Here is a 25,900-nt window from a genome sequence, read left to right as displayed (position 1 = left end):
ACATAAGAAAAAAAGCAGAACTTTGTACTTGATGGGAATAAAATTTGGATAAGTCTCATCTAACAACTTGTAACACCTATTAAGTTAAACCTTGGTCAAAACCTATTAAAAAACAGATTAGATGAAAAAGTTTCAAATCTTAGGCACAGTTTTACTACTGTCAGTAGTTACCATCCTTCTGGTAGCCTGCCAGAAAGAACAGGATGGTGTTACCAATGAAGTTAATAACAGAAATACTTCTGAAACAATTACAGCTATCGAAGTGAATGCTTCTGATATCCCAGGTATCATTGATCGTGACGAGGCTGCAAAAATGGCTGCTAGATATGCTAATTCTGGAGTAAATAAATCACTCGCAGTTTCTTTCGATATAAAAGATATTCAAAACTACCTGAGTGTATTGAGAAGAAGTGGTTCTTCTAAAATCTATGTCAACTTTGGTATGTATGAGAATGGTCGTATGACCGTTTTCTTCTCAGGTGACAAGAAAACTAATAATGGTAATGTAAGAGGTAACTTTGATGATGCTGCTGAAAGATTCTTAAACCATGGTGGATTAGTCCCTTAATAGATATTAACTATTAATAAATAGTTTGATTTAAAAAATTAGATAAACCCCTTCCAATGTGGAAGGGGTTTATTCCTTAATTTAGGTACATGCTCGAATTTTTTCGTCTTTATCTACACTTATTCCTTGAAATAGCAAGTCTTTTAACCGGACTCATTTGCCTTAAGTATTTAAAGAACCATAAGGGATTTATTTATTTCATCCCTTTTCTTTTAACGACAGTTGTTGTAGAATGTATAGCTAAATATTTGCTAACAAGCCCTAATATCGACAGATCTGTCCGTTATATGCTTTTCAATATTTTTACCACTTGTGAATTTGTCTTTTATTCATTGATTTTCTTAATTTATTTAAAGAATAAAACACTTCGAAGAATCATCACAATGGTAATTCCAATATATATAACGCTAGTAATTCTAAATATTAGTTTTATCCAAGGCACACAAAAGTTCCATAGCTATACTTTTTTATTGGGATCATTCTTTATGGTAGTGTATAGTTGCTTTTTTTTGTATGAATCCATTTTGCCAGACTCTATTAATATTAAGTTATCGCAGCATCCTTTTTTCTGGGTCACTATTGGTCTTTTAATCTTTTATTTGGGTTCTGTTATTATTAATGCACTTTTTGAATATCTTACAAGCGCAGCATTAGGAAAGCAAGGAACTGCTATATATTCTTTTATTAATAACAGTCTGAACGTAGTATTATACGGCTCATTTATCATAGCATTTATTCTATGCCGAAAGAACAAGAAGATATCCTTATCACCATCGTTATAGCATCAGTATTTCTGGTTTTAATCGGATTTTTCTTGTTACTGATTGTCTTTATCTTCTTAAGAAGACAACGAAAATTTCAGCAAGAAAGAGATGAGATGAAAAATAGATTTGAGCAAACAATTCTTAAATCTCAACTGGAGATACAAGAACAAACATTTACTCATATCAGTAGAGAAATACACGATAACATTGGTCAGGTATTAAGCCTCGTAAGATTAAACTTAAGTACCTTTAGTAATATCGCTGATCATGAGAAAATGGAACATACTGATGAGCTGCTGGGAAAAGCGATCAAAGATTTGAGAGACCTAAGCCATAGTTTACAAACCAATAGAATACAGGATATCGGAATCGTTGAATCAATCAGGCAGTTATTAAATAACTTGCATAAGAGTGGTCGATATAAAACAGATCTTAAAGTAGCTGAAAATTTCACAGGTATTGATAAAAATACGGACCTGATCATGTTTAGGATGGTGCAGGAAATTATCAACAATATCATGAAACATGCGAAAGCGGATCAAATTGCAGTAGATATTGAAGGCAACGAAAATGAAGTGCAATTGATCATTAGGGATAATGGGATTGGATTTGACATGGAAAAATTTAAAACTGCCGGGCCGGGTATCGGTTTACAGAACATATTTAACAGAGCAAAAATGATTAACGCCACTGTTGATATAAAAAGTGAGCCGGGAAACGGAACAGCCATTATATTGCAGGCAAAATCGAAATAACTTTTGTATGACCTTTGTAGCACTTGTGGACGATCATGAATTACTTCGTAGCGGTCTCGCTTCAATGATCAATTCATTTGAAGGCTTCAAAGTAATTATGGAAGCCGGGAACGGAAAAGAGTTTATGGAGGCTTTGAAAACCAATAAGCCACCGGCCATTGTCTTGTTAGACATCAATATGCCTTTGATGGACGGCTTTGAAACTGCTGAATGGATCAAAGCAAACATGCCTGAAACCAGGGTACTTGTTTTAAGCATGCTGGAAAATGATATTGCTATTATTCGCATGTTAAAAAATGGTGCACGTGGTTACTTACTCAAAGACAGTAAACCCAAAGTTTTCAAACAAGCACTCGAAAATATTCGTGATACAGGTTATTTCATCAATGAACTGGTGAGTGATAAACTCATGCACTATATCAGTAATGAAGATTCATTCCTAGGCGATGGCTCTCCGCTTAGTAGTCTTACCGAGAATGAAACCATTTTCTTACAATGGATCTGCTCAGATAAGACCTATAAAGAAATCGCTGAAGAAATGCATATCAGCCCACGTACCGTGGATACCTATCGCGATAACCTCTTCAAGAAACTGGATATTAAAACCAGGGTCGGGTTAGCCATCTTTGCGATTAAGCATGGTATCGTAAGTGTATAAATTTTACCGCTGATCCCACATGGTTGCATATAGACCGAGTTGCTGTATCAACTCATCATGTGAACCTCTCTCAATTAGTTTTCCGTCTTGTAAAACTAAAATTTCATCACAGAATTGAAGTGTGGTTAATCGGTGTGCTACAATCATGATCGTTACGCCTCTTCGGCGATAATATTGTAAACATTCCTGCACTGCTGATTCACTGATCGTATCCAACGATGCCGTTGCTTCATCCAGTAATAAGACCGATGGACGTCGGTATAACGCCCTCACAATTCCTATCTTTTGTTTTTGTCCACCGGATAGGTCTGACCCCTGCTCCTGTAAAACCGTATGATATCCTTCCGGTAAACTGCGAATGAAATCATCCAGTCCTACTTGTTGACAAAGTTGTATCACGTCATCGATAACTATATTTTTATTGAGACAGATATTTTCCAAGACGGTTCCGGAAAGTATATCAGTGTCTTGTGGCACAACAGCGATCTTCTCGCGTAATACAGGAAGACTTATGTCATTAATATCAACCCCACCAATATATATATGACCTTTCTGAATTGGATATAAGCGCAGTAAAAGATGTAATAGTGTGGATTTACCTGATCCACTTTCACCGGCTATGCCAATACAAGATCCTACTGTTATCTGAAACGATAACTCGTTGAATACCGTTTGCCTGCTTCCATACCTGAAGCCTACCTGATCAAATACAATATCCCCTTCGTTAAAAGACTGTGGTAGACGGCCTACTTGTGAAGCTTCTTCCGGTTCCAATTCCATGATCTCAAATAACCGATCTGCTGCGATCATCGCTTCCTGAAAACTTTTTGTAGTACCAATCAATACCAATACCGGACCGGTGAAATATCCGATGATGCTATAAAAAGAAAGTAATGTACCCGGGGTAAGTGCCTTTTCGATGACAAGTATCGATCCGATCCACAATATCAATAGTGTAAAAAATCTGGTTACAAATTCTGCAACAGAAGAAAGAGCAATATTCCTGATGCCTGTATCATACACTGTACGTAATAAAGCGATCAGGCCAGATTCATTTTTTTCTATCATCACTTCTTCAAGTCCGAAACGCTTGATGGTTGTAGATGCCTGCAAAGTACCAACTAGCTCCGTCTCCATCGTCGCTCCCTTCTCCATCAGTTTTCGTTGCCAATAACGATTGATTTTATTACTTAAATAGTATAAAATACCATAGATTGGCAGTAACAAGAGCATCATCAGTGCTAGTTTGATGCTATACAAAAACATAACCAGAAAAGAGCAAATCAATATTAATAAGTTCACTACAATTTGCATCACAGTATCACTTACAAAGTTTCGGATCATGACAGCATCATTGATGCGACTCAACACTTCTCCCTTGCGCATTGTATCAAAAAAGAATTGCGGAAGTTTTAATAAATGTCTTAGATAATGGCTGATGAGTGTTGCATCCATTCGTTGTCCTACCTGCAACCCCAATAAGGTCTTAAACGTTCCTGTATACTGTTGAATACACAATAGAAATATCATCATGATACTCACCAAGTTTAAGAGACCCAAATCTCCATCCACCAAAATGGTATCTACCAATTTTTGGATATAGATACTCAGTGAAAGTCCTAAAAGTGTATATACCAATGCTCCAATAAAACCTTGTAATAATAATGATCCATTGGCAGTAAGTAGATCATAGATCCTTTTCTTTGTCGATTTCGTTTTATGAGCGATTAAGATCGACCCGGATGGTTCCAGTAATAACAATACCCCTGTCCATATTTTACTGAAATCACTATGCCTGCTTTTGACCAGTGTTCCCGTCGCTGGGTCCATGTATACCAATTGCTCTCTTTTGATACTATACAGTACGACAAAATGCTGCAATCCATTTTCCAATAACACATGTGCAATAGATGGCAGTGGAATTTGTCTGATAACTTCTATGCCTGCTCGAACAGCTTTGGCATTAAATCCCATTTTAGTGGCTGCTTCTACCATTCCTAACATACTGGTACCGCACTTATCTGTACCTGCTGTTTGTCTGACCTTACTCACAGAAAAATTAGTTCCATAACTAGCTGCTATAGATACTAAACAGGCTGCTCCACAATCTGTAACATCTCGCTGTTTTACACAGACCATTTTTACACTCATACAGTTGATTTAGTAAGTGTAGCAGGATTGAACCAATCATACAACTGTTGGTAAAGTAGTTCCCAACAACTCTTCCTAGCAAGTAAAAATCTTGTTTCGAGTAGTAAACCCTTGCCAAGCAAGTAAGAAAATCCATTTTTTAACTCAACTTGCTTTTGGTTCAAACTGCATCTAACCTTGAACATAGGTCTGTTATTGATCAGCGTATAATCTTTTGCGATTGAGATCACTTTTCCTTGTAAAACACTTGACATCTGATTGCGAATCTCAGGAATGGTATAGGTTACATTTTGATCCTGGTATAGGGTAACCAATGCTGCTGGTGGCATCCAGCACTCAACAATTAGATCGTGTTCTGGAGAAATTGATAACAATTCGGAAGAAGCTTGTATAGAACTACCAACATATAAAGGATCTTGTATGAGTATCGTTCCACTGATTGGCGACTTGATCACAAAAGATTGTGTAGTTATAAGCAGATTGCGCTTTTCAGTTTCCGCATCAGTCAACTGTTTTTGTTCTTCTAGCAACTCAGACTCCCAACGACTGATCTGTTGACTGATATATGATTGAAATCCTGCAGACGATTGTAATAACTGATAACCGATATCAGCCAACTCATTAGCCGCTATTATTTTTTCTCGAACCAGAGGATCATATAAACGCATGTCTTTTTGCAGCTTTTTATTGATTAAGTTTTTTTCCTGCAGCTGATCTTTGAAATGCAGGTATTGCGATTGATACAATGATGTTTTCAGATTCTGAAGGATACTAGAATCACTCCATGGTTCATGCTGAGTCAGTAATTTCAAATCATTGATCCTTGCTTTACATTGAAGAATCTTTTGTGTGAGATACTTTTTTTGTCCTTGATAATTAGGTTGTTCTAATATCAATAAAGTATCGCCTTTCTTCACCCTGCCCCCATCTTTGCAATAGACGAACTGAATAGTTCCACTGACCAGGCTCCGAACAACGGTACGTTCTTCAAAAGGTCGAATGATTCCTTCAGTTCTAGTGATTACGTTTACATAACAAAATGGAAGTATTCCAATGCTACACAGAAAGATGCCTATAAATGACCAATAGAAGAGTTTAGTATAAGGAGAAAATCCTGAAAGGTAAAATTGAATGTTGTGATTGATATCCAACAACTGATCATATTGTTTATGCATCAATAAAATAATTAACGATCAGCACTGTAAAATTATACAGCATATGTACACATGAAGTATATAAAAATCCATTCCACTTTCTTATCATACAAACAAAATAAACAGAAGTATAAACTGTTCCTGAAATAAGAGTTTTGAGCATGTAGGGTACTGAATAATGATGTAAAGCAGAAAAAACTACAATACTCAGTACAAAGCCAGGCCAATACTTTTTTGTCCACTTATAACCATATTCCATTATGGTGTATTGTACCAACCATGTTTCAAGAAATGGTCCCACAAGTACCCCAGCAATAAAGAAAAAACCTATTGATAAATTATCAGGATTTGCATTCTCATCTGGAAATAGCACATAACCAAATAAAATAGCGGTAGAAAGATTAATGCAATACGCTATCAAAATAAGTTTACGAATGGATATTTTATTTACCCAACTTAGTTTTCTATCAATTATAGACATAATACAGGTTGTTAGTTGCAGAGTATAAAATGGCCTCGCTAAAGCGAGACCATTGATCTGTTCTTTATTTTTTAAGACTTGGAGGTAAAGATGCTTGGTATTGTACAGCACCTTTAGTAAACTCACGAAAACATCTTAATGTTGCTCCAAATAAATAAGCCAAATCACCATAAATACTGCCGCCATCTATAGATGTGAGCTCATTAAATGAAAGCGGAGTACATTCAAAAGAATGTTCTAAAGCTTGATTTTTCTTTTTCATAGTTTTTAGATTTAAAGGTTAATGACTATGTTTTTCAGGAAAATGCCATCCATTACGGAACTCTCGCTTGATCTCATCCCAGTGTTTTATGGCATCCATTACTAGACTACCCCATCCGAAATTTTTCAACCAAGACGGAATAGCACCACCTTCAATACTGATGAGCTCTTGCTCTGACAAGGGCTTCAGTCCTACAATTTGATTGTTCATAACAATGGTTTTAGTTTTTAATATCGCGTCTTCTGTACCTGCGCGAGATACAAGGCTTACCGACAATACTCCCATTCATGGCCATGAATCTGATGCTAAACTAATCACACTTCATACGAGACATGCGGAGTATGAAAAAAACTTTATTTCGGAACGAACCCGATCACAAAGTTTCCCTCCTCCTCATAGTAATAAGTCTGCTTAAATTTATTATACTGAATAGGTGCTCCCATCGTTCGCATCATCGCGAGATAAGTGAATAAGGTAGTAAGCGAACAATCAAGTTTAACAGCCATTTCAGCCGGTTTACCTGTATTCTTTTTAATGATCAGCTGATTGATCTTCCGTATTTGCTCAATAGCAATTCTAGTCGACATATTGTATCATTTAGACCGCCAAAATAGACTGCTTTCTCATCCATAAAATCCGTAAAAACACCTGATTTTTATGATAGAACTTCGTGGTAGAAATACCTATATTTTTATCCTGTAACTTTACTTATGAAGATGAAGGATCACTTGTTTACTTATAAAAGAGTACTACCCTTAGTTATTGGGTTGATGAATTATCTCTTCATTTGTGATACCGTTACTGCGCAAGTTCCTCCCATTGGACAATGGCGTGAACACCTGAACTATCAGCAAACCATTCAGGTAATAAAAGGGGATCGACTGTATTGTGCAGCCACCAAGGCCTTATTTTCCATTGATGATAAAAATGAACCCTCTCGCTATTCCAAAGTAACCGGGCTTAATGATATTGGTGTTCGTTGTATCGGATGGGATGCTACGACTAGCCAATTGATCATCGCCTATAATAATAGCAATATCGATCTGCTCAAGGGAAGTATTGTATACAACATCCGTGATATTGCCAGTAGCACCATTGCCGGTGATAAATCTATCCAACAAATTTTTTGTCAAGATGGACTGGCATATTTGTCTAGTGGACTCGGCATCATCGTCGCCGATCTTACACGCAGAGAAATCAAGGATACCTGGATCATTGGCAACAATGGCACTCAGGTTAAAGTGAATGCATTTACGATCCACAACAATCTATTTTATGCAGCTACAGAAGATGGATTAAAAACAACGAGTGCAAACATCAATAATCCTGCTAACTACAGGAACTGGATTCTAGTTAGCGGCAACCATCAACTTCCTTCAGGTAGTATCAAAAACGTGATCGTAGCAAATAATAATATCATTGTTCAAAAAGGAGATTCCCTATTCATTCAAAATGGTACGAACTGGCAGCTATTATACCACGATGTCAATTGGCCCATTGTATCTATCACACCTGCAGGTAATCAATTCACCGTTTGTCAACGAACGGCTTCCGGAAGTGCGCGGGTATTGATCATGAACACCAACGGAACGATCGCAAGAACGATCAGTGCTGGTGGTATCATTTCATTTCCATTATCTGCAATAGTTGATAATGGGCAGATCTGGGTGGCAGATCGTTTTGGTGGTTTATCCAGGACAGGTAACGCAACCGATAGATTCATCCCTAACGGACCTCCCGGTGTTGCTACCGGTGAATTGGCTTCCAACGGAAACATCACTGTTGCTGCTGCAGGTAGTGTTAATGACGCCTGGAATTATTTATTCAACAGAGATGGTTTTTATCTGCTGAAAGAAAATACATGGAGTTCAAAAAGTTTCTTCAACACTCCCGTACTGGATTCAGTATTGGATTTTATTACGATCACTATCGATCCCCGAGATGAAGCTGTTTGGGCAGGAAGTTATGGAGGGGGACTGGTTCGTTTTGCAAATGATCAGTTCAGTATTTTCAAACAAAACAATAGTAGTTTAAGAGCTGCCATCGGCGATCCGGGAAGTATTCGCGTGAGTGGATTGGCCTTTGACAGTAAACAACAACTTTGGGTAGCCAATTATGGTGCCGCACAAAACTTGAGTGTTCGCAAGAGAGACAATAGTTGGAAATCATTCTCCATTCCATTTACGCATACAGAAAATGCACTATCACAATTGATCACTGACGATCTTGACCAGATATGGGCCATGAGTCCGAAGGGCAATGGACTATTTTGTTTCAACCCGGGTAATGACATTGATAATATTGCCGATGACCGATGGAAATATTACAGACAAGGTGCCGGAAATGGTAATCTGCCTTCTTCTAATGTATACAGTATTGTAAAAGACAGAGATGGATCAATATGGGTGGGAACAGATAGAGGAATCGGTATCATTCGTTGTCCTGAATCAGCATTTACTCCTGCAGGATGTGAAGCCATTCAACCCATCGTACAACAAGATCGCTTTGCCGGATTATTGTTTCGTGATGAAGTTGTACAATGTATGGCAGTTGATGGCGCTAACAGAAAATGGGTAGGCACTCGAAATGGTTTATGGCTGCTCTCTTCGAATGGAGAGAAAGTGATATATCGATTTACAGCAGAAAATAGTCCCCTCTTAAGTAATGATGTTCGAAAATTAAGCATCGATCCTGTCAACGGCGAATTGTTCATCGCTACTTTTGAAGGTTTATGCAGCTTTAGAAGTACTGCCACTACTCCTGTTGAAACTCAAAGCAAGGTATTGGTATTCCCCAATCCTGTTCCACCCTCTTTCAATGGTACCATTGCCATAAGAGGTTTGGTAGATAAAGCATTGGTAAAGATCACAGAACTGAATGGGAGACTTGTCTATCAAACAAGATCCTTAGGTGGACAAGCAATTTGGGATGGAAGAAATTATCTCGGAGCTAAAGTGGCTAGTGGCGTGTATTTAGTATTGATCAGAGATGATTCTGGTCAAGAACGCATTGCTACTAAGATTGTGATCACTTCAAACAGATAAATAAATACTACTGTTTCACATAATCGTAAGTACGAGATACTTGAAATTTGAATCCGCTTTTTTCAGCAGGTACAACACGATACATCACTTGTCGCATTTTTCCAGTTGGCTGTGCACCAAGACTATCTGGTGTAAAAAGCGGGAATCTTCGGGTAACGACTCCTTCCATGACCCTGAATTCATCAAACCCACGATATCCTTCCCTTAATTTAGGATCATCAACGATATCGGGAAACCCAATAGGAACAACATTGTTATTGGCTTCTGAACTAATACAAATAATATTTCCTTTATTCAGTGTATCCCCATAATAGATATACAATAAAAGATCAGGGTAATTATCTCTGTTCACATCATCTACCTCAGCTCTGAGAATACGACCTTTGATCTCAAAACTAAAATCACGCACTTCATTACTGAATCCTATGGGTGAAATATTGATGGTATTCTTTTCCGGATTACGATTGTTACAGGTTACCTTATAACCCGCCTTACCGATCTTCATAGAACTATCATACCTTCTGGCAGGAACTTGTGCTGATGCACTAATATGCATACCAAATAAACAGCAAAGCAAGAGGACTAAAGAATACTTCATACCAGTAAATTTATAGCAGATTTTACAGAAATGTATGCATGTATTACATATTCCTTCTGTATTGTCCACCCACTTCATACAATGCATGTGTGATCTGACCCAATGAACAATATTTCACTGTTTCCATCAAAGCCTCAAACAGATTACCATTCTGAATCGCTGTTTGTTTCAGTTGTGCCAATGCTGCTGCTGATTTTCCTTCATTTCTTTTCCAGAAAGCATGGAGGTTTTGGATCTGTTGTTCTTTTTCTTCTGTTGTAGAACGGATCACTTCTCCGGGTAATACGGTCGGGCTTCCTTTTTTATTCAAGAAGGTATTGACACCGATCAATGGTAACTCACCGGTATGTTTCAGTGTTTCATAATGCAAACTTTCTTCCTGTATCTTATTACGCTGATACATTCTTTCCATCGCTCCCAATACACCACCACGTTCACTGATGCGCTCAAACTCAATCAATACCGCTTCTTCCACCAGATCGGTCAGCTCTTCGATGGCAAAACTTCCTTGTGTGAAGTTCTCTGTTTTTGCACTGCCCAATTCTCGGTTAATGATCAACTGAATGGCCATGGCCCTTCTCACACTCTCTTCTGTAGGGGTAGTGATGGCTTCATCATAAGCATTGGTATGAAGGCTATTACAGTTGTCATAGATCGCATACAATGCCTGCAATGTGGTTCTGATATCGTTGAAGTCGATCTCCTGTGCATGCAGACTTCTTCCACTTGTTTGGATATGATACTTTAGTTTTTGTGAGCGATCATTACCCTTGTATTTATTCTTCATCGCTTTGGCCCAAATACGTCTTGCTACACGACCGATCACACTGTATTCAGGATCCATCCCATTGCTAAAGAAGAAAGATAAGTTCGGGGCGAAATCATCGATATGCATTCCCCGACTCAAGTAGTACTCTACATAAGTAAAGCCATTCGCCAATGTGAAAGCCAGCTGTGTAATCGGATTAGCGCCTGCTTCCGCAATATGATAACCACTAATACTTACACTATAAAAATTTCTCACTTTCTGATCAATGAAATATGCTTGCACATCTCCCATTAATTTCAAAGCAAACTCTGTAGAGAAGATACAAGTGTTTTGTGCCTGGTCTTCTTTTAAAATATCTGCCTGCACCGTTCCTCTCACTTGTGATAATGCTTCGGCTTTGATTTTTGCGTATACCTCTGCCGGCAATACTTCATCACCACTCAATCCTAAAAGACGAAGACCTAATCCGTTATTTCCTTCCGGCAATCTTTCCGGTGAAGATGGGTTATAATAAACAGGCTTGGTTACTTGCTTGTATTTTTCAGCAAAGGCTTTATCTACCTGTGCCCACATACCATTCGCATCAATGTACTTTTCACATAACTGATCGATCGCTGCATTCATGAAAAATGCCAATAAGATCGGTGCAGGACCATTGATCGTCATACTTACAGATGTCTTTGGGTCACAGAGATCAAAACCACTGTAAAGTTTTTTAGCATCATCTACTGTTGCAATACTCACACCACTATTACCGATCTTACCATAAATATCCGGACGTACAGCAGGATCTTCTCCATATAGTGTCACACTGTCAAATGCTGTAGACAAACGAATGGCCGGCTGTCCAAGTGATACGTAATGGAAACGTTTATTTGTTCTTTCCGGACCACCTTCACCTGCAAACATTCTGGTAGGATCTTCTCCTTGTCTTTTTAATTCAAATACACCAGCCGTATATGGAAATGTACCCGGTACATTTTCCTGTAATTGCCAGCGTAAGATATCACCCCAGTCTTTGTATTTAGGTAATACTACTTTAGGTATTCTGGTATTGCTTAATGAAGTGGTAGTGAGTGGCTGACGAATGATCTTATCCCTTACTTTATATTCAAAGAAATCAGCTGCATACTGCTGAACCAATGCCGGCCATTGTTCAATCAATTGCTGACACTCAGTATGTAATTTTTTCTCAAAAGATTTTTTTACTTCCAATAATCCTGCAGCTACTTCTCCACTCACAGACTCCATCGCTCCATTGATCTGATACAGCTTACTTGCGATCGTTACTTGTTCATTTACCCACTGATCATATCCGCGATTATTTTCTGCGATCTCTGCCAGGTAACGAACACGTTTTGGCGGAATGATCTGAGATTTGGTTGTGGTCTCTTTTGTATGTCCTTCTTTGGAGAAATTCCCAAACGATACTTTTGTTTTTTGCTCGATGGTCAGCATCAGCTTTTCAAACAGCTCATTTACACCTGCGTCATTGAATTGTGCTGCGATGGTTCCCACAACAGGCAGGTCTTCATCCTTCGCCGTCCATAAGTTATGATTACGCTTGTATTGTTTACGTACATCATGTAATGCATCCAATGCGCCTGCTTTATCAAACTTATTGATACAAACCACATCAGCATAATCCAACATATTGATCTTCTCTAATTGAGAAGCTGCACCATATTCCGGCGTCATAACATACAAACTCACATCACAGAAATCCAGGATCGATGCATCGCTTTGTCCTACACCTGCTGATTCCAGAATGATAAAATCAAATCCTGCATTTTTACAGATATCGATCGCATCCTGGACGTGCGCACTCAAAGCTGTATTATCATCACGCGTTGCTAAACTACGCATGTAAGCTCTGGGATGTGATATGGCATTCATACGAATCCGGTCTCCCAATAAAGCACCTCCTGTTTTTTTCTTAGAAGGATCTACAGAGATAACGGCGATCGTTTTGTCTTCAAACAACTGCAGGTATCTTCTTACGATCTCATCGGTCACTGAACTCTTACCTGCACCACCCGTACCGGTAATACCTAATACAGGTGCTACTGCATTGGCTTTCTCTTGATCAGCTTGAACTCCATTTTCTGCGTTGGTAATCTTTCGTGCAATGGTTCTGATATCTTTCACCTCACCAAGTGTCATCGGTTTTTGATAGACACCTGTTCCATTCAAGTTAAAATCACATTGACGGATCACGTCTTCGATCATACCCTCTAATCCCATTTTTCTTCCGTCATCCGGACTATAAATTCTGGTGATACCATAATTGTGTAGTTCACGGATCTCTTCGGGGAGAATGGTTCCACCACCACCGCCGAATATTTTGATATGGCCACAGCCATTTTGATCCAACAGATCACGCATGTATTTAAAAAACTCCACATGTCCGCCCTGATAGCTGGTAATGGCAATGCCTTGGGCATCTTCTTCAATAGCACACTCCACGATCTCAGCCACACTTCTGTTATGTCCAAGATGAATGATCTCTGCTCCTTTTGACTGTAAAATCCGACGCATGATGTTAATGGCAGCATCATGTCCGTCAAATAAACTGGCAGCAGTAACAATTCTGATTTTGTGCTGGGGTTGGTACGACATATCCTTACTTTTCACTGAGGTGCAAATTTAGCAGTTTTATGCCGAATGGTTAACAATCGTTAGTTTTTTGAGGGGTAAGTTTACATAAATATCAATATGCCATTTTCGATTCTTACATCAGGAGAAGGAAGTCAACTGACCATTCATTTATCCGATACCACCACAGGTACTGAGGCTGAAATTTTTGCATTCGGCGGCTTATTGAACGCTTTCCGAGTACAAACTGCAAATGGCCCTTTAAATGTAGTGGATGGATTCAATGACCCCGAAGATGCGATCACGCACATCACAGATGCTTTTAAAAGTGCGAAGATGAGCCCCTTTGCCTGCAGACTGCAAAATGGCTGCTATCATTTTGATGATCATACTTATACTTTGGATAGTTTTTATCTGGGTGATCATGCATTGCATGGATTTTTATATGATGCAGTATACACGCTAAAAAATACGGCTGCAGATGAAGCAACTGCCAGTGTGGAACTGGAACATCAATATAAAGGTCATTTTAAAGGGTATCCTTTTAATTATACACTGCTGGTCAGATGGGAGCTGACATCCGGTAACAGTTTAACGGTTACGACCACAGCGCTGAACCATAGTGCAAAAGCGATTCCTTTTAGTGATGGCTGGCATCCGTATTTTACAGTAGGTACTCCTGTAGATGAGTGTGAGCTGAAATTCAATAGTAGCAGAAGATTGGTCTTTGATGAGGCATTGATACCTACGGGGAAAGAAGAATCGGATGACCGTTTTTTAAAAGGTCATTCTTTACGATCTGTTTTTCTGGATAATTCATTCATACTACCAACTACAGAGCAAGGCTATTGTGCTTTAAAAAATAAACAGGTAAGAATAGTGATCAAACCATTGATGAACTATCCTTACCTGCAAATTTATACACCATCGCATCGGAAAAGTGTAGCGATTGAAAACCTCAGCGCTGCACCAAATGCATTTAATAACGGATTGGGACTGCTGTACCTGTTACCCAATAAACCTGTTTCTTTTAGTACAAGTTATCAGGTGGAGGCATTATAGATCTACAACAGCGATCATACTGATCTCTACATTCACGCCACGCGGTAATTGCTTTACCGCTACTGTTTCACGTGCCGGGTAATCTCCATTGAAGTAAGATCCATACACTTCATTCACCTGCGCAAAATGTGCCATATCACTCAAAAAAATACTGGTCTTCACTACATGTTCAAAAGTGATATGTGCTTCTTCCATCACCGCTGCCAGATTTTTCATGACCTGATGGGTTTCTGTCTGCAGATCCCCAGTACGCAGCTCTCCTGATACAGGATCAAAAGCAACCTGACCACTCAAAAACACCATACCATTGGCTTTCACCGCCTGACTGTAAGGACCGATGGGCGCTGGTGCCTTATCGGTTTTAATGATTTGTTTAGACATAATAACTTCTTTAGTGATTGGCAAATTGCTGTATTTCTATCAACCTGCCAACCTAAATTTGCAGGATGCAAATAGTGTTGAATGCGAGTCCGCAACAAGCTGCTGTTTTTCTCTCCAAATCCATCCCGGATACGGTCACCATTTACCGTAAAGGAGTAGATATCTTACCCGCTCATGCCGATGCCTGGTTTGATCTATGCTTTGAAACAGAAGGTGCTGCCTTTCCCGAGATCACCACAGCTCCCGTTTTTGTCAATGCAGTATTGTCTACTACTGATTCCTTACCTGATAATTATATCCGTATCAATGCATGGAATAGTTTTTTGGAACGTCCGGTTCTGGAAGTAGTTCCTGCAAAAGGCAATAGTTCATTTGAACAAATACTTTCATCACTTGGATGGAATTATCAAATCGTACCTGATGTTCCCGGAATGATCGCTGCAAGAGTTATTGCGATGATCATCAACGAAGCATACTTTGCATTGGGTGATGAAGTAAGTACAAAACAGGATATTGACACGGCCATGAAATTAGGTACCAATTATCCCTATGGACCGTTCGAATGGTCCGATATCATTGGAATACAGCCTATTCTTCATTTATTACAGGTACTGGCAAAAGAAGATGACAGGTATACACCGGCTCCCGCTTTAACAGCAGAAGCATTATCCAAAACAAATGCACAATGAGTTATTTCCTCAACATTGATACCGCCACTGAACAGGCCAGTGTTTGCTTGAGTGAAGATGATCATGTATTGGATATGCTGATCAGTACCGATCAAAAAAATCATGCTTCTTTTTTACAACCTGCTATTCAAACACTGGTCCAACGAACAGGTATCCAGTTAACACAGATAGATGCCGTAGCTGTTACCGGTGGACCAGGCAGTTATACCGGATTGCGTGTAGGTTTGGCGAGTGCCAAGGGAATTTGTTTCACATTGAATAAACCACTGATCATCGTCAATACCCTGGAAGTAATGGCAGTAGCGGCCTTAGAGAACGAAAGTACAGCAGAAGCATTTTTAATTTGTCCGATGATCGATGCCAGGAGAATGGAAGTATTTACCGCAGTGTATGATCAATCGCTACAAACAATCATGGAACCACAGCCGATGATACTCGATCAACATTCCTTTTCTGAACTTCTCGAAAAGCAGTCTGTTTTGTTCTTTGGAAGCGGTGCTGAAAAATTAAAGGGAATTTTAAGCCACGCCCATATGCGGTTCAAAAACGGGCATCACAATGCTGGCCATTTAGCTCGGCTAGCCTTGAAACCCTTTGCAGATCAATCCTTTGCGGATCTCGCTTACAGTGAACCCATTTATTTAAAAGCCTTTTTTGATACTTCGGGAAAAACGAAAAACTAAAGTGGCTGCGGGTTGTATATAAATTTTATACAATAAATCGACAAAGATTTTCGTATCTTTATTGACACAATTTTAGTTTGTTAACCCCCCATCAACTTAATTGTCATGAGTCAATCATTACAATCCGTTGTTCTAAACAATGGCAAATCACCGATCAAGGTAGATTTTCTTCACACTAAGAAAGCTGCTTTGATACTCAGGTCTATCAATCACAAACTCCGACAGCAAATCATCAAATTACTTGACGATCATCAAAAAATGACGGTTACAGAAATTTATGTAAAACTTCGACTGGAGCAATCTGTAGCCTCACAACACCTCGCAATTCTCCGCAGAGCAGGTATTGTTAGCACTACACGTGATGGTAAATTCATCTTCTATTCCGTAAACTACGCACGCCTGACAGAGGTCGTTGGTTTTGTGGAATCGCTCGTAGGCTGATATTTTAGCTGACATATTGCCCTTTTTCAATGAGATCTGCTTCTCTGGCTTGATCATTGAACTATCTTTGCCTTAAACTCAGGAATATGTTTGTAAAACAACTATATACCGGCTGTTTGAGTGAAGCAGCTTATTACATTGAAAGTAACGGCATTGCAGCAGTGATTGATCCGCTCAGAGATATTGATGAGTATTTACAACTTGCGAAAGAAAGAAACAGTAGCATCCGTTATATTTTTGAAACACATTTTCATGCTGATTTTGTTAGCGGACATCTTGACTTAGCCGCTGCCACCGATGCTACGATCGTATACGGTCCGGGAACTGCCACTAATTTTCCCGTACATGTAGCAAAAGATGGTGAGATATTTAATATCGGCGACTTAAGTCTGCAAGTATTACATACTCCCGGACACACACTCGAAAGCAGTTGTTATTTACTAAAAGACGCAACAGGAAAAGACCACGCTATTTTCACAGGAGATACGTTGTTTGTAGGGGATGTAGGCAGACCTGATCTCGCACAAAAAGGAAAAGAGATCACAATGGAAGATCTTGCTGGCATGATGTATGAAAGTTTACAAAGCAAGATCATGCCACTGTCTGATGATGTGATCGTATATCCCGCACATGGTGCAGGTAGCAGCTGCGGAAAAAATCTTGGTCCCGAGACTTTCAGTACCATCGGTGAACAAAAAGCTTCGAACTATGCACTGCAACAACAAAGCAAAGAAGATTTTATCAAAGCAGTGACCGACGGACTTGCAGCTCCTCCTCAATATTTTCCGATCAATGCGAAAATCAATAAAGAAGGATATGAGAGTCTGAACGCAGTATTGGAAAAAGGAATGCAAGCGTTGGATATTCCTGCTTTCAAACTGAAACTCAAAGACGATAATATTGTTGTACTAGATACACGCAAAGCATCCGTTTTCACGGAAGGATTTGTACCCGGGTCCATTTTTATTGGTCTAGAAGGACGTTTTGCAGAATGGGCTGGAAGTTTATTGCCGTTTGATAAAGAGATCTTATTGGTAACTGAGCCGGGTAAAGAAAAAGAAAGTATTGTTCGTTTAGCAAGAGTAGGTTTTGAAAACTTTGGTGGCCATTTGGCAGGCGGATTCGAACATTGGAAAAACAGTGGAGAAGTTACTGATATGATCATTGATGTAGAAGCGGATGAATTGGCGATGGACATGCCATTCGATCCGCAATTGGTGATCGTGGATGTGCGAAAAGTGCCTGAATACGCTGACGGACACATCAAAGAAGCCCTCAATATTCCGCTAGATGAGCTCACAGATCCGGGTAGTATGGCACACCTAGAAGACAACCATAATATTTATGTGCATTGTGCCGGCGGTTACAGAAGTGTGATCGCAGCATCACTGATGAAGAAACAAGGCATTCATAATCTTAGAAATGTGCTTGGTGGTTGGGGACAGATCAAAGAATTAAAAGACAAATTCAGTATCGAGAAAACAACAGCAGTGTTGAATTGATCGCAGATATCAGATGGCAGATTTTTTAAATCAAATCTGCCATCTGATATATTAAACCATCAGGTGCTTATACTTCTCAGCCTGATTGCTGTGTTTCCATCTTCTGTGACTCCATAAATAATTATCCGGGGTCTTACGAACAGAATCTTCCACCTTTTTCACCAATAGCTTAGTGAGCTCACCTTCTGCGAACTTATGTGGGTTTGTAGTGATCAATTCAAAATCCAATCGATAGTAGCCACGTTTCACCTTATAGAAATGCGCATACACTATGGCCGTATTATTCATCTTGGCTCCTTTCTCTGGACCTCGCGCAAAAGGAGCCGGCTTTGAGAAGAAGTTTGTCCAATAAGCTTTTGCAGGGTTACCCGGATTCTGATCTGCTACCAATGCTAATGCATATCGATTTCGGGCATATTGATGAAAATTTTGTTTGAACTCACTCGCAGGTACTAATAAAGTGCCAAAGCGACTCCTGAATTTGTAGATCAGCCGATCAAATACTTTATTACTCAACGGCATGTAAACGGCTACAAAAGGAAACTTGCTATCCAAGGAAACCCCAAGATTCGCATACTCCCAATTGAAATAATGACCACTTATAATTTGAACGTTTTGTTCACCTGCGTATAAATCATTGAGTACTTCAATATTACAGCTAAAGCGCTTTCGGAATTCTTTTTCTGAAACAGAAAACAGCTTAATGGTTTCAATAAAAGTATCTACAAAATTGTGATAGAATTTTTTCTCGATTGCTTTTCGCTCAGCATCTGTTTTCTCTGGAAATGCGATCTGCAGATTCGCTGCTACTACTTTCTTCCGATATCCAAATACATAGTAAAGCAATACATAAATACCATCACCGATCAGGTACAATAACCACCAGGGCAATCGAGAGAGTAAGTAGAACAAACCTGATACGATAGTGTACATGGATCTTTGATTTTTTGATCTGTGATTTCTTGATCTATGATGTGTTGACTTTTGATTTCCAAACCATCAAATCACAGATCAAAAAATCAAAGATCACAATATAATATTTTGCAACAAAGCACTTTTCTCCTGATGATCGGTATTATAATGCAATCCTCTGCTTTCTTTTCTGAACTGTGCTCCTTTAACGATGAGATATCCTACTGTGATGAGATTTCTCAACTCACATAACTGTGGAGAAACTTTGGTGGAACGATACAGCTCTTCTGTTTCTGCATACAAAAGATCCAAACGTTTCATCGCTCGCTCCAGACGAACATCGGTTCTTACGATACCGACATAATCACTCATGATCTGCTGCAATTCTTTCAAGCTTTGCGTGATCAAAATCATTTCACGAGGTTCTGTGGTACCGGTTGTTTTCCAATCAGGGATACTGTGTTGAAGATCGATCTTTGCTACTGCTTGGATACTGTCCAGATAACAGCGATGGCCGAATACCATGGCTTCTAATAAGCTATTACTCGCCAATCGATTAGCGCCATGCAACCCTGTGCTGGCACACTCTCCACAAGCATACAGGTTTCGAATGGAAGTGCGTCCGAATTCATCTGTTTTGATTCCACCACAACTATAATGAGCTGCCGGCGCAACCGGAATCATATGTTGCATCACATCAATTCCCATACTTCGGCACTTCTCATAAATATTTGGAAAATGATGGATGAACTTTTCTTTGTCCATATGTCGGCAATCCAGATACACATATTCAGTACCGGTGCGTTTCATCTCATTATCGATCGCACGGGCAACGATATCACGTGGTGCCAGATCTTTGCGGGCATCATAGCGCTCCATGAATGCCTCTCCATGTTTGTTACGCAAAATACCGCCATCCCCACGTACTGCTTCTGTGATCAGAAAAGAAGGCGATGTTCCGGGTTCATATAATGCAGTGGGATGAAACTGAATGAATTCCATATTTTCAATTCTTCCCTTCGCTCGGTATACCATCGCAATACCGTCTCCGGTTGCGATCTTCGGATTGGTAGTGGTTCTATAGGCTTGTCCACAACCACCCGTTGCCAATAGTGTGATCTTGGATAATATCTTCTCAATACGATTTGTATTCAAATTGAGTACATACACACCATAACAAGTAATATCGGTGGTTGATTTGGTTACCAGGAAACCAAGATGATGTTGTGTAAGAATATCAACAACAAAACAATGGTTGATCAATTCAATATTGGTTACACGTGCCATCTCATCCAGTAATGCACGCTCCATTTCTTGTCCGGTCACATCTTTGTGATGCAAGATCCTGTTCTCACTATGTCCGCCTTCTTTACCTAAACTGTAATCACCCTTTTCATCTTTATCAAATTCTGCACCATAAGAAATGATCTCACGAATTCTTTCCGGACCTTCTTTCACCACGATCTCAACTATAGATTCATTACACAAGCCATCTCCAGCGATCAATGTGTCTTCAATATGTTTTTCGTAACTATCGCGATTTTCATCCCATACACCGGCAATGCCTCCTTGGGCATATTTGGTATTGGTTTCATCGGCTTGTGTTTTGGTGATGACCGTCACTTTTTTATCCGGAAAATGACGCGCCGTCTTCAATGCATACGTAAGCCCTGCAATACCTGAACCGATAACGAGAAAGTCTGTTTGCATAAAATATCCCCTTCCATGATTATTTAAATAGCTATGGGCTTGAGTCCGTGCTATTTAAATAATCATGTTTTATGACGCAGGCTCAACCCACGCATCATTTTCTTTTAATAAATTGATCAGCTCATCCACCGCTACTTCACTGTCTACATTTCGCTTCACTACTTCTTTTCCCTTGTACAAAGTGATCTTACCTACACCACTTCCAACATATCCGAAATCGGCATCGGCCATTTCACCCGGACCGTTTACAATACATCCCATGATAGCGATCTTCACACCTTTTAAATGATTTGTTACAGAGCGGATCTTTGCTGTGGTCTCTTGCAGATCAAACAATGTTCTTCCGCAACTTGGACAAGAAATATATTCTGTCTTGGAAATACGTGTTCGGGTGGCTTGCAGAATACTGAAGGCCGTACTGTTGATGAACTGTTCTACTGATGTATTGGTGATATAATTTCTGCCACTGGTATCAGCATTACCTGCTTCCGATTGTTTCAGGTAACTGTTCACAGACATACCAAAACAAACTCCATCACCAAAACCGTCGAGCAATAATGCACCCGCTTCTGTTGCATAATGAATGAGGTGTTCATCGGTTGTTTGCCAATTGCTATCAACGATCAGTATCATCGGATTTTTCACTTGCTGCTGCATCAACTCCACAAACGCTCTACGCACAGAAGGCATAGCATGATCATTGGTACTGCTCAAACAAAGCACTACGGTTTTATCTGCAGCCAGTTGTTGCAATTCCTCTTGACTTGCCAGTGTGCCGTCATTGTAACAATCCAGCATCACAAAATTCAGCTTATCACTTTTAGTAGTTCCATTGAGATAATTTCTCACATCATCAATGGGAAAATATTTGTCATGATCAGTTGCATTTTTCCAGGTAGCACTATCAACGATCACTTTCAATGTACCGGGTAATGCAAAGTTTGGAACCTGGTCTCCCGTAAAAATATAATCAGCAGCCATGTCACTGATATTCCACTTGTCTGTAGCTGCATCATATGTATAACCCACAGCACTGAGCTTTTCAGGTGTGAGTGTATCCAGCTTACTAAGGTCTGCGATGACCACCGGTACTTGTTTTCCGCCGATATTACTTACTTCAAAACTTTCTCTGCGCTGATAATTGAAGGGATCATAAGTGATCTTTTCAATGGCAGGAATATGTTGTGTTTGTCTTGTAGATGCGGTATAACGTTTCACCAGATCACGACAAACCGGAATTTCAAATTCAGGATCTTCTGTCAAACTCACACGAACGGTATCACCAATACCATCTTCCAGTAAGGTGCCGATACCTGCAGCACTTTTCACACGACCATCTTCACCATCTCCCGCTTCTGTTACGCCCAAATGAAGCGGATAACATTCACCAAATTCAGCATCCATTTGTTGGATCAACAAACGATAAGCCTGTACCATTACTTGTGGGTTACTGGCTTTCATGCTCAATACAATGTTGTGAAAACTTTCATAGCGGGCAATACGCAAAAACTCCATTGCACTTTCTACCATACCCATGGGTGTATCGCCATAGCGACTCATGATGCGATCACTGAGAGAACCATGATTGGTACCGATACGCATAGCTGTACCATGTTCTTTACAGATACGTACGAGTGGTGTAAATTTTTCCTGGATACGTTCGATCTCTTCTGCATAATCCGCATCCGTATATTCAATGAGTTCGAACTTCTTTTTATCGACATAGTTACCCGGATTCACACGCACTTTCTCCACGATTCGTGCAGCAATTTCTGCAGCATTGGGTGTAAAATGAATATCGGCAACCAATGGTGTATGATATCCTCTTTTGCGGAGTTCATTTTTGATATTCAGTAAATTCTCCGCTTCTTTTTTACTGGGAGCCGTAATACGTACCAATTCTGCCCCCGCTTCAATACAACGGATGCTTTGCTCCACTGTAGCCATGGTATCCATTGTATCAGTGGTGGTCATGGTTTGTAGGCGTATCGGATGGAAATTACCCAGTAAAAGATCACCAATACGCACTTCTCTGGTCTTCAATCTTTTATACTGTGTAAGGGAATGGCAGTATGCTTGCATAAATGAGATATGAGGTACAAATTTAACGTGAAATCACCTGACTTGGTGTTTAAAACGGATAGGGTTTGGGACTTGTTCACCCTTTTTCGAATTTCTCAATATCTCTTCGTCCTGACATTAAGCTCACAACTTATATCTTCCCTTTGTAATTGGCATCATAATCAATCATCCACTCAATACCATATTTATCTCTGAACATACCGAAATATGAACCCCAGGGACTCTCCGAAATAGGCATTTCGATTTGTCCTCCTGCTGAAAGGCCATTAAATAGATGATCGGCTTCTTCCTTACTGGATGCACTGATGGCAATCTTACTGCGGTTCTCGTTTTCATTGGTACGCCCTAGTATTTCAGGAACATCATTTGCCATCAACACATTGTTACCGATGGGTAAGGCAATGTGCATGATCTTATTGGCTTCATGCGCAGCCACTGGAAATTCGTCACTAGCAAGGTCTTTGAAACGCATCACTTTTGCGAACTCTCCTCCAAACACAGATTTGTAAAAGTTGAAAGCTTCTTCGGCATTACCATTGAAGTTAATGTGGGGATTGATTTGGGGCATACGATTGTTTTAAGGGTAAATAGCTAGGGTATGCATTGCTGCTTGATAAATATACAAAAGCTTTTAACTTTTTGTAGTGTCTTATAATACCCTTTCATTATCATTAAGACTTACGCCAATGCGCTCCTGAGTAAGAAGAATACCCAACAAACCATCATTTAGTTTCAAGAAAAAGGCCTGCATTCTCGCGAATACAGGCCTTAAACGATATACATCAAAAAATTAAACACTTATTTCTTAGGTCCTTAGAGACTATGAGGAAAAAAGAATTTACTCATTATAAAATCTCCAATTGGTTTTAAAATTCTCCGTCAATGGCTGCTTGGTGAGAATAGCTCTTACCATTTCAACAGGCATACTGTTCAACGACATTACTGCATCGTGATATTGTTTGTATGTCATCTTACCGCTATCCACCAGTTCTTTTTTAAGCGCGTAGAATTGTCTGCCGCCTGTTAAATAAGCCAGCTGATATAAAGGCGGATAACGACCCGTAAATGAACGACGTACTTCACCTTCTGCATTGGCTCTCTCATGACCTACCCTGTCGACAAGAAAATCAATACACTGTTGAGGTGTCCATTTACCCATGTGATAATTCAAAGAGAAAATAATTCTGGCGCAACGATGCATGTGCCAGAAGAGCATACCAATTCTGTCTTCCGGTGTTTTAGCAAACTGCATATCCCATAAAATCAATTCCCAATACAATGCCCATCCCTCACCCCAGAAGGGTGTACCGAAATTGCGATAGGTTCTGGTTCTGGTATTCACAAACTGTTGCAGGTTATGTCCGGCAATCAATTCATGATGTACTGTTGCTTTTGAAAAATGCGGATTATTACCGCGCATACTCATCATCCTGTCTTCATAAGCCATGGTATTGGTGGGATAAGAGATGATGATATCAGCACCTCCTAAAAAGAAAGGGGCTATTAATTGTCTTTCCGGAGACATCATCATCATACCCCAGGTTTCTTCAGCTAATGGCGGAATGGTGATAAGGTTATTCTTTTTTAGAAAATCGATCGACTCTGTGTAAAGTTTCAAAATAGCTTCAGGTTGTTTCCCCGGAGGAACATATAAGGTCTTTACTTTTTCTAATGCCGCTTTCCAATTATCACCAAAACCCATTTCTCTGGAGGCTTTCAACATTTCAGCATCACACCATGCAAATTCTTTATTCGCGATATCAATCAACTCTTCAGGGGTATAAGGAATCATTTCACTTTGCAACTGCTTCACCAAATTCTCCCTTCCGGCACGTACTCCTACAATACCACTGTTATCACTTGCCGTCAATGCACTATTGGCTTTTGTTTTCCATACGCCTGCATAAGCTGTTAAAGCATCATCCAAAGATTTGTGTACAGTTGGTACCCACCAAGTAAACATGGGGTCATACCCGTTGTAGAAATCAAATACACTTTGTAAAGTTTGACGAAGATTATTGATCACTTCTCCGGCAGTATATACTGATTCTGGCTCAATTACTTTTTCATCTTTCAATTTGGATTGTAATGACTTCACTTCAGTGATCATAGAAGCCCAATCCTTCGCTACTTCTTCTGCATTGGGTTGATATCCTCTTCTTCTTTGTTGTTCCAGCGCATAGACCTTTGCTGCAAATGGCACCCACTTATTGATCTTAGCAACTTCATTCGCTTCTGTTACCAACTGTTCCATTCTTTCAGTCAAGTCTCGCCTGAATAAGATATAATCGACCTTACACTCCTGTGAAAGATTTTTAAAATCAACAGCAGCTAATTTTTTCTGGTATTCCTGTATCAACTGTTGCAGACGTTTGTTTTTCTCAGGTGAACCAATACTGGCATCTGCCCCACCTCCAAAGCCGCCACCCCTTGAAGAAGCAGGACTATAATACCGGCTCAGTGTACGATTATCAGCTGCATACTGCTGAATCAGTGTCGGCATTTCCTGACAAGGAACATAACTTTCTTTTGAAACCTGTGCATGAGCGCCTTGTGGCAATACACAGAACATACTGACTGCTATCAGCAGTGCAAGGGTGATGTGTTGTTTTTTCATATAGCTGTTTTGCTAGTTCGTT

General features: G+C 39.7%; 23 protein-coding genes. 9 read left to right on the top strand and 14 right to left on the bottom strand.

Features of this window, described 5'->3' with window-relative positions; all coding sequences use genetic code 11:
* The first annotated feature begins 121 nt into the window (after positions 1-121).
* The 3 genes from ABXG83_RS11525 to ABXG83_RS11515 all read left to right on the top strand — a co-directional run bounded on the left by ABXG83_RS11525 (position 122) and on the right by ABXG83_RS11515 (position 2,745).
* Complete coding sequence (locus tag ABXG83_RS11525) at positions 122-568, top strand: hypothetical protein (RefSeq protein ID WP_353549017.1); 447 nt, start codon at positions 122-124, stop codon at positions 566-568.
* Positions 569-1,307: 739 nt separating this feature from the next.
* Positions 1,308-2,087: a sensor histidine kinase gene (locus ABXG83_RS11520; protein WP_353549016.1), complete on the top strand. Its 780-nt coding sequence runs from the start codon at positions 1,308-1,310 to the stop codon at positions 2,085-2,087.
* 7 nt (positions 2,088-2,094) lie between these two features.
* Positions 2,095-2,745: a response regulator transcription factor gene (locus tag ABXG83_RS11515; protein ID WP_353549015.1), complete on the top strand. Its 651-nt coding sequence runs from the start codon at positions 2,095-2,097 to the stop codon at positions 2,743-2,745.
* A gap of 3 nt (positions 2,746-2,748) precedes the next feature.
* Here ABXG83_RS11515 and ABXG83_RS11510 read toward each other — a convergent pair whose 3' ends face one another.
* From ABXG83_RS11510 to ABXG83_RS11485, 6 genes are all read right to left on the bottom strand, one after another.
* Entirely contained in the window at positions 2,749-4,896 is a 2,148-nt protein-coding gene (locus ABXG83_RS11510) for a peptidase domain-containing ABC transporter (protein ID WP_353549014.1), read from the bottom strand.
* Positions 4,893-6,071 carry an HlyD family efflux transporter periplasmic adaptor subunit gene (locus ABXG83_RS11505; protein ID WP_353549013.1) on the bottom strand — a complete coding sequence of 393 codons (1,179 nt, stop codon included), beginning with the start codon at positions 6,069-6,071 and terminating at the stop codon, positions 4,893-4,895. Before ABXG83_RS11505 ends, ABXG83_RS11510 begins: the two co-directional genes overlap by 4 nt.
* Positions 6,064-6,531 (bottom strand): CPBP family glutamic-type intramembrane protease, encoded by a 468-nt coding sequence (locus ABXG83_RS11500; RefSeq protein ID WP_353549012.1) that lies wholly within the window; start codon positions 6,529-6,531, stop codon positions 6,064-6,066. The genes ABXG83_RS11505 and ABXG83_RS11500 overlap by 8 nt, the downstream gene beginning before the upstream one ends.
* A gap of 64 nt (positions 6,532-6,595) precedes the next feature.
* On the bottom strand, positions 6,596-6,793 hold the full coding sequence (locus ABXG83_RS11495) for a hypothetical protein (protein ID WP_353549011.1): 198 nt from the start codon (positions 6,791-6,793) through the stop codon (positions 6,596-6,598).
* Positions 6,794-6,811: 18 nt separating this feature from the next.
* Positions 6,812-7,003: a hypothetical protein gene (locus ABXG83_RS11490; RefSeq protein ID WP_353549010.1), complete on the bottom strand. Its 192-nt coding sequence runs from the start codon at positions 7,001-7,003 to the stop codon at positions 6,812-6,814.
* Positions 7,004-7,146: 143 nt separating this feature from the next.
* Positions 7,147-7,380, bottom strand: a complete 234-nt coding sequence (locus ABXG83_RS11485) for a hypothetical protein (RefSeq protein WP_353549009.1) — start codon at positions 7,378-7,380, stop codon at positions 7,147-7,149.
* Between the two features lie 123 nt (positions 7,381-7,503).
* Here ABXG83_RS11485 and ABXG83_RS11480 point away from each other — a divergent pair, with 123 nt between their 5' ends.
* Positions 7,504-9,837, top strand: a complete 2,334-nt coding sequence (locus ABXG83_RS11480) for a two-component regulator propeller domain-containing protein (protein WP_353549008.1) — start codon at positions 7,504-7,506, stop codon at positions 9,835-9,837.
* A 7-nt stretch (positions 9,838-9,844) separates the two neighbouring features.
* Here the strand turns inward: ABXG83_RS11480 and ABXG83_RS11475 are convergent, their stop codons facing one another.
* Positions 9,845-10,435 carry a hypothetical protein gene (locus tag ABXG83_RS11475; protein ID WP_353549007.1) on the bottom strand — a complete coding sequence of 197 codons (591 nt, stop codon included), beginning with the start codon at positions 10,433-10,435 and terminating at the stop codon, positions 9,845-9,847.
* 43 nt (positions 10,436-10,478) lie between these two features.
* The gene (locus ABXG83_RS11470; RefSeq protein ID WP_353549006.1) at positions 10,479-13,823 is read right to left on the bottom strand and encodes a methylmalonyl-CoA mutase family protein; all 3,345 of its coding nucleotides are present in this window, start codon (positions 13,821-13,823) and stop codon (positions 10,479-10,481) included.
* Positions 13,824-13,919: 96 nt separating this feature from the next.
* Between ABXG83_RS11470 and ABXG83_RS11465 the strand changes: the two genes are divergently transcribed.
* Complete coding sequence (locus ABXG83_RS11465; RefSeq protein ID WP_353549005.1) at positions 13,920-14,861, top strand: aldose 1-epimerase; 942 nt, start codon at positions 13,920-13,922, stop codon at positions 14,859-14,861.
* Here ABXG83_RS11465 and ABXG83_RS11460 read toward each other — a convergent pair.
* On the bottom strand, positions 14,856-15,242 hold the full coding sequence (locus tag ABXG83_RS11460; RefSeq protein ID WP_353549004.1) for a RidA family protein: 387 nt from the start codon (positions 15,240-15,242) through the stop codon (positions 14,856-14,858). The two genes, ABXG83_RS11465 and ABXG83_RS11460, sit on opposite strands and share 6 nt — an antisense overlap.
* Before the next feature lie 65 nt (positions 15,243-15,307).
* Here ABXG83_RS11460 and ABXG83_RS11455 point away from each other — a divergent pair, with 65 nt between their 5' ends.
* The 4 genes from ABXG83_RS11455 (at position 15,308) to ABXG83_RS11440 (ending at position 18,557) form a co-directional block, all read left to right on the top strand.
* The gene (locus tag ABXG83_RS11455; RefSeq protein ID WP_353549003.1) at positions 15,308-15,931 is read left to right on the top strand and encodes a 3-hydroxyacyl-CoA dehydrogenase family protein; all 624 of its coding nucleotides are present in this window, start codon (positions 15,308-15,310) and stop codon (positions 15,929-15,931) included.
* Complete coding sequence (tsaB, locus tag ABXG83_RS11450; protein WP_353549002.1) at positions 15,928-16,614, top strand: tRNA (adenosine(37)-N6)-threonylcarbamoyltransferase complex dimerization subunit type 1 TsaB; 687 nt, start codon at positions 15,928-15,930, stop codon at positions 16,612-16,614. Before ABXG83_RS11455 ends, tsaB begins: the two co-directional genes overlap by 4 nt.
* Positions 16,615-16,719: 105 nt before the next feature.
* Positions 16,720-17,055, top strand: a complete 336-nt coding sequence (locus ABXG83_RS11445) for a metalloregulator ArsR/SmtB family transcription factor (protein ID WP_353549001.1) — start codon at positions 16,720-16,722, stop codon at positions 17,053-17,055.
* A gap of 86 nt (positions 17,056-17,141) precedes the next feature.
* Complete coding sequence (locus ABXG83_RS11440; protein ID WP_353549000.1) at positions 17,142-18,557, top strand: rhodanese-like domain-containing protein; 1,416 nt, start codon at positions 17,142-17,144, stop codon at positions 18,555-18,557.
* 51 nt (positions 18,558-18,608) lie between these two features.
* Here the strand turns inward: ABXG83_RS11440 and ABXG83_RS11435 are convergent, their stop codons facing one another.
* The 5 genes from ABXG83_RS11435 to ABXG83_RS11415 form a co-directional block, all read right to left on the bottom strand.
* Entirely contained in the window at positions 18,609-19,490 is an 882-nt protein-coding gene (locus tag ABXG83_RS11435) for a lysophospholipid acyltransferase family protein (protein ID WP_353548999.1), read from the bottom strand.
* Positions 19,491-19,583: 93 nt separating this feature from the next.
* Entirely contained in the window at positions 19,584-21,179 is a 1,596-nt protein-coding gene (gene nadB / locus ABXG83_RS11430) for an L-aspartate oxidase (RefSeq protein WP_353548998.1), read from the bottom strand.
* A 69-nt stretch (positions 21,180-21,248) separates the two neighbouring features.
* Positions 21,249-23,261 (bottom strand): (E)-4-hydroxy-3-methylbut-2-enyl-diphosphate synthase, encoded by a 2,013-nt coding sequence (gene ispG / locus ABXG83_RS11425; protein WP_353548997.1) that lies wholly within the window; start codon positions 23,259-23,261, stop codon positions 21,249-21,251.
* A 130-nt stretch (positions 23,262-23,391) separates the two neighbouring features.
* The gene (locus ABXG83_RS11420; protein ID WP_353548996.1) at positions 23,392-23,829 is read right to left on the bottom strand and encodes a VOC family protein; all 438 of its coding nucleotides are present in this window, start codon (positions 23,827-23,829) and stop codon (positions 23,392-23,394) included.
* Positions 23,830-24,099: 270 nt separating this feature from the next.
* Entirely contained in the window at positions 24,100-25,878 is a 1,779-nt protein-coding gene (locus ABXG83_RS11415) for a DUF885 family protein (protein WP_353548995.1), read from the bottom strand.
* Between the last annotated feature and the right edge of the window lie 22 nt (positions 25,879-25,900).

This window comes from Sediminibacterium sp. KACHI17 (assembly GCF_040362915.1).
GTDB lineage: Bacteria > Bacteroidota > Bacteroidia > Chitinophagales > Chitinophagaceae > Sediminibacterium.
Note: the sequence above shows the minus strand (reverse complement) of the source record. Positions and strands in the feature narration are given on the sequence as shown.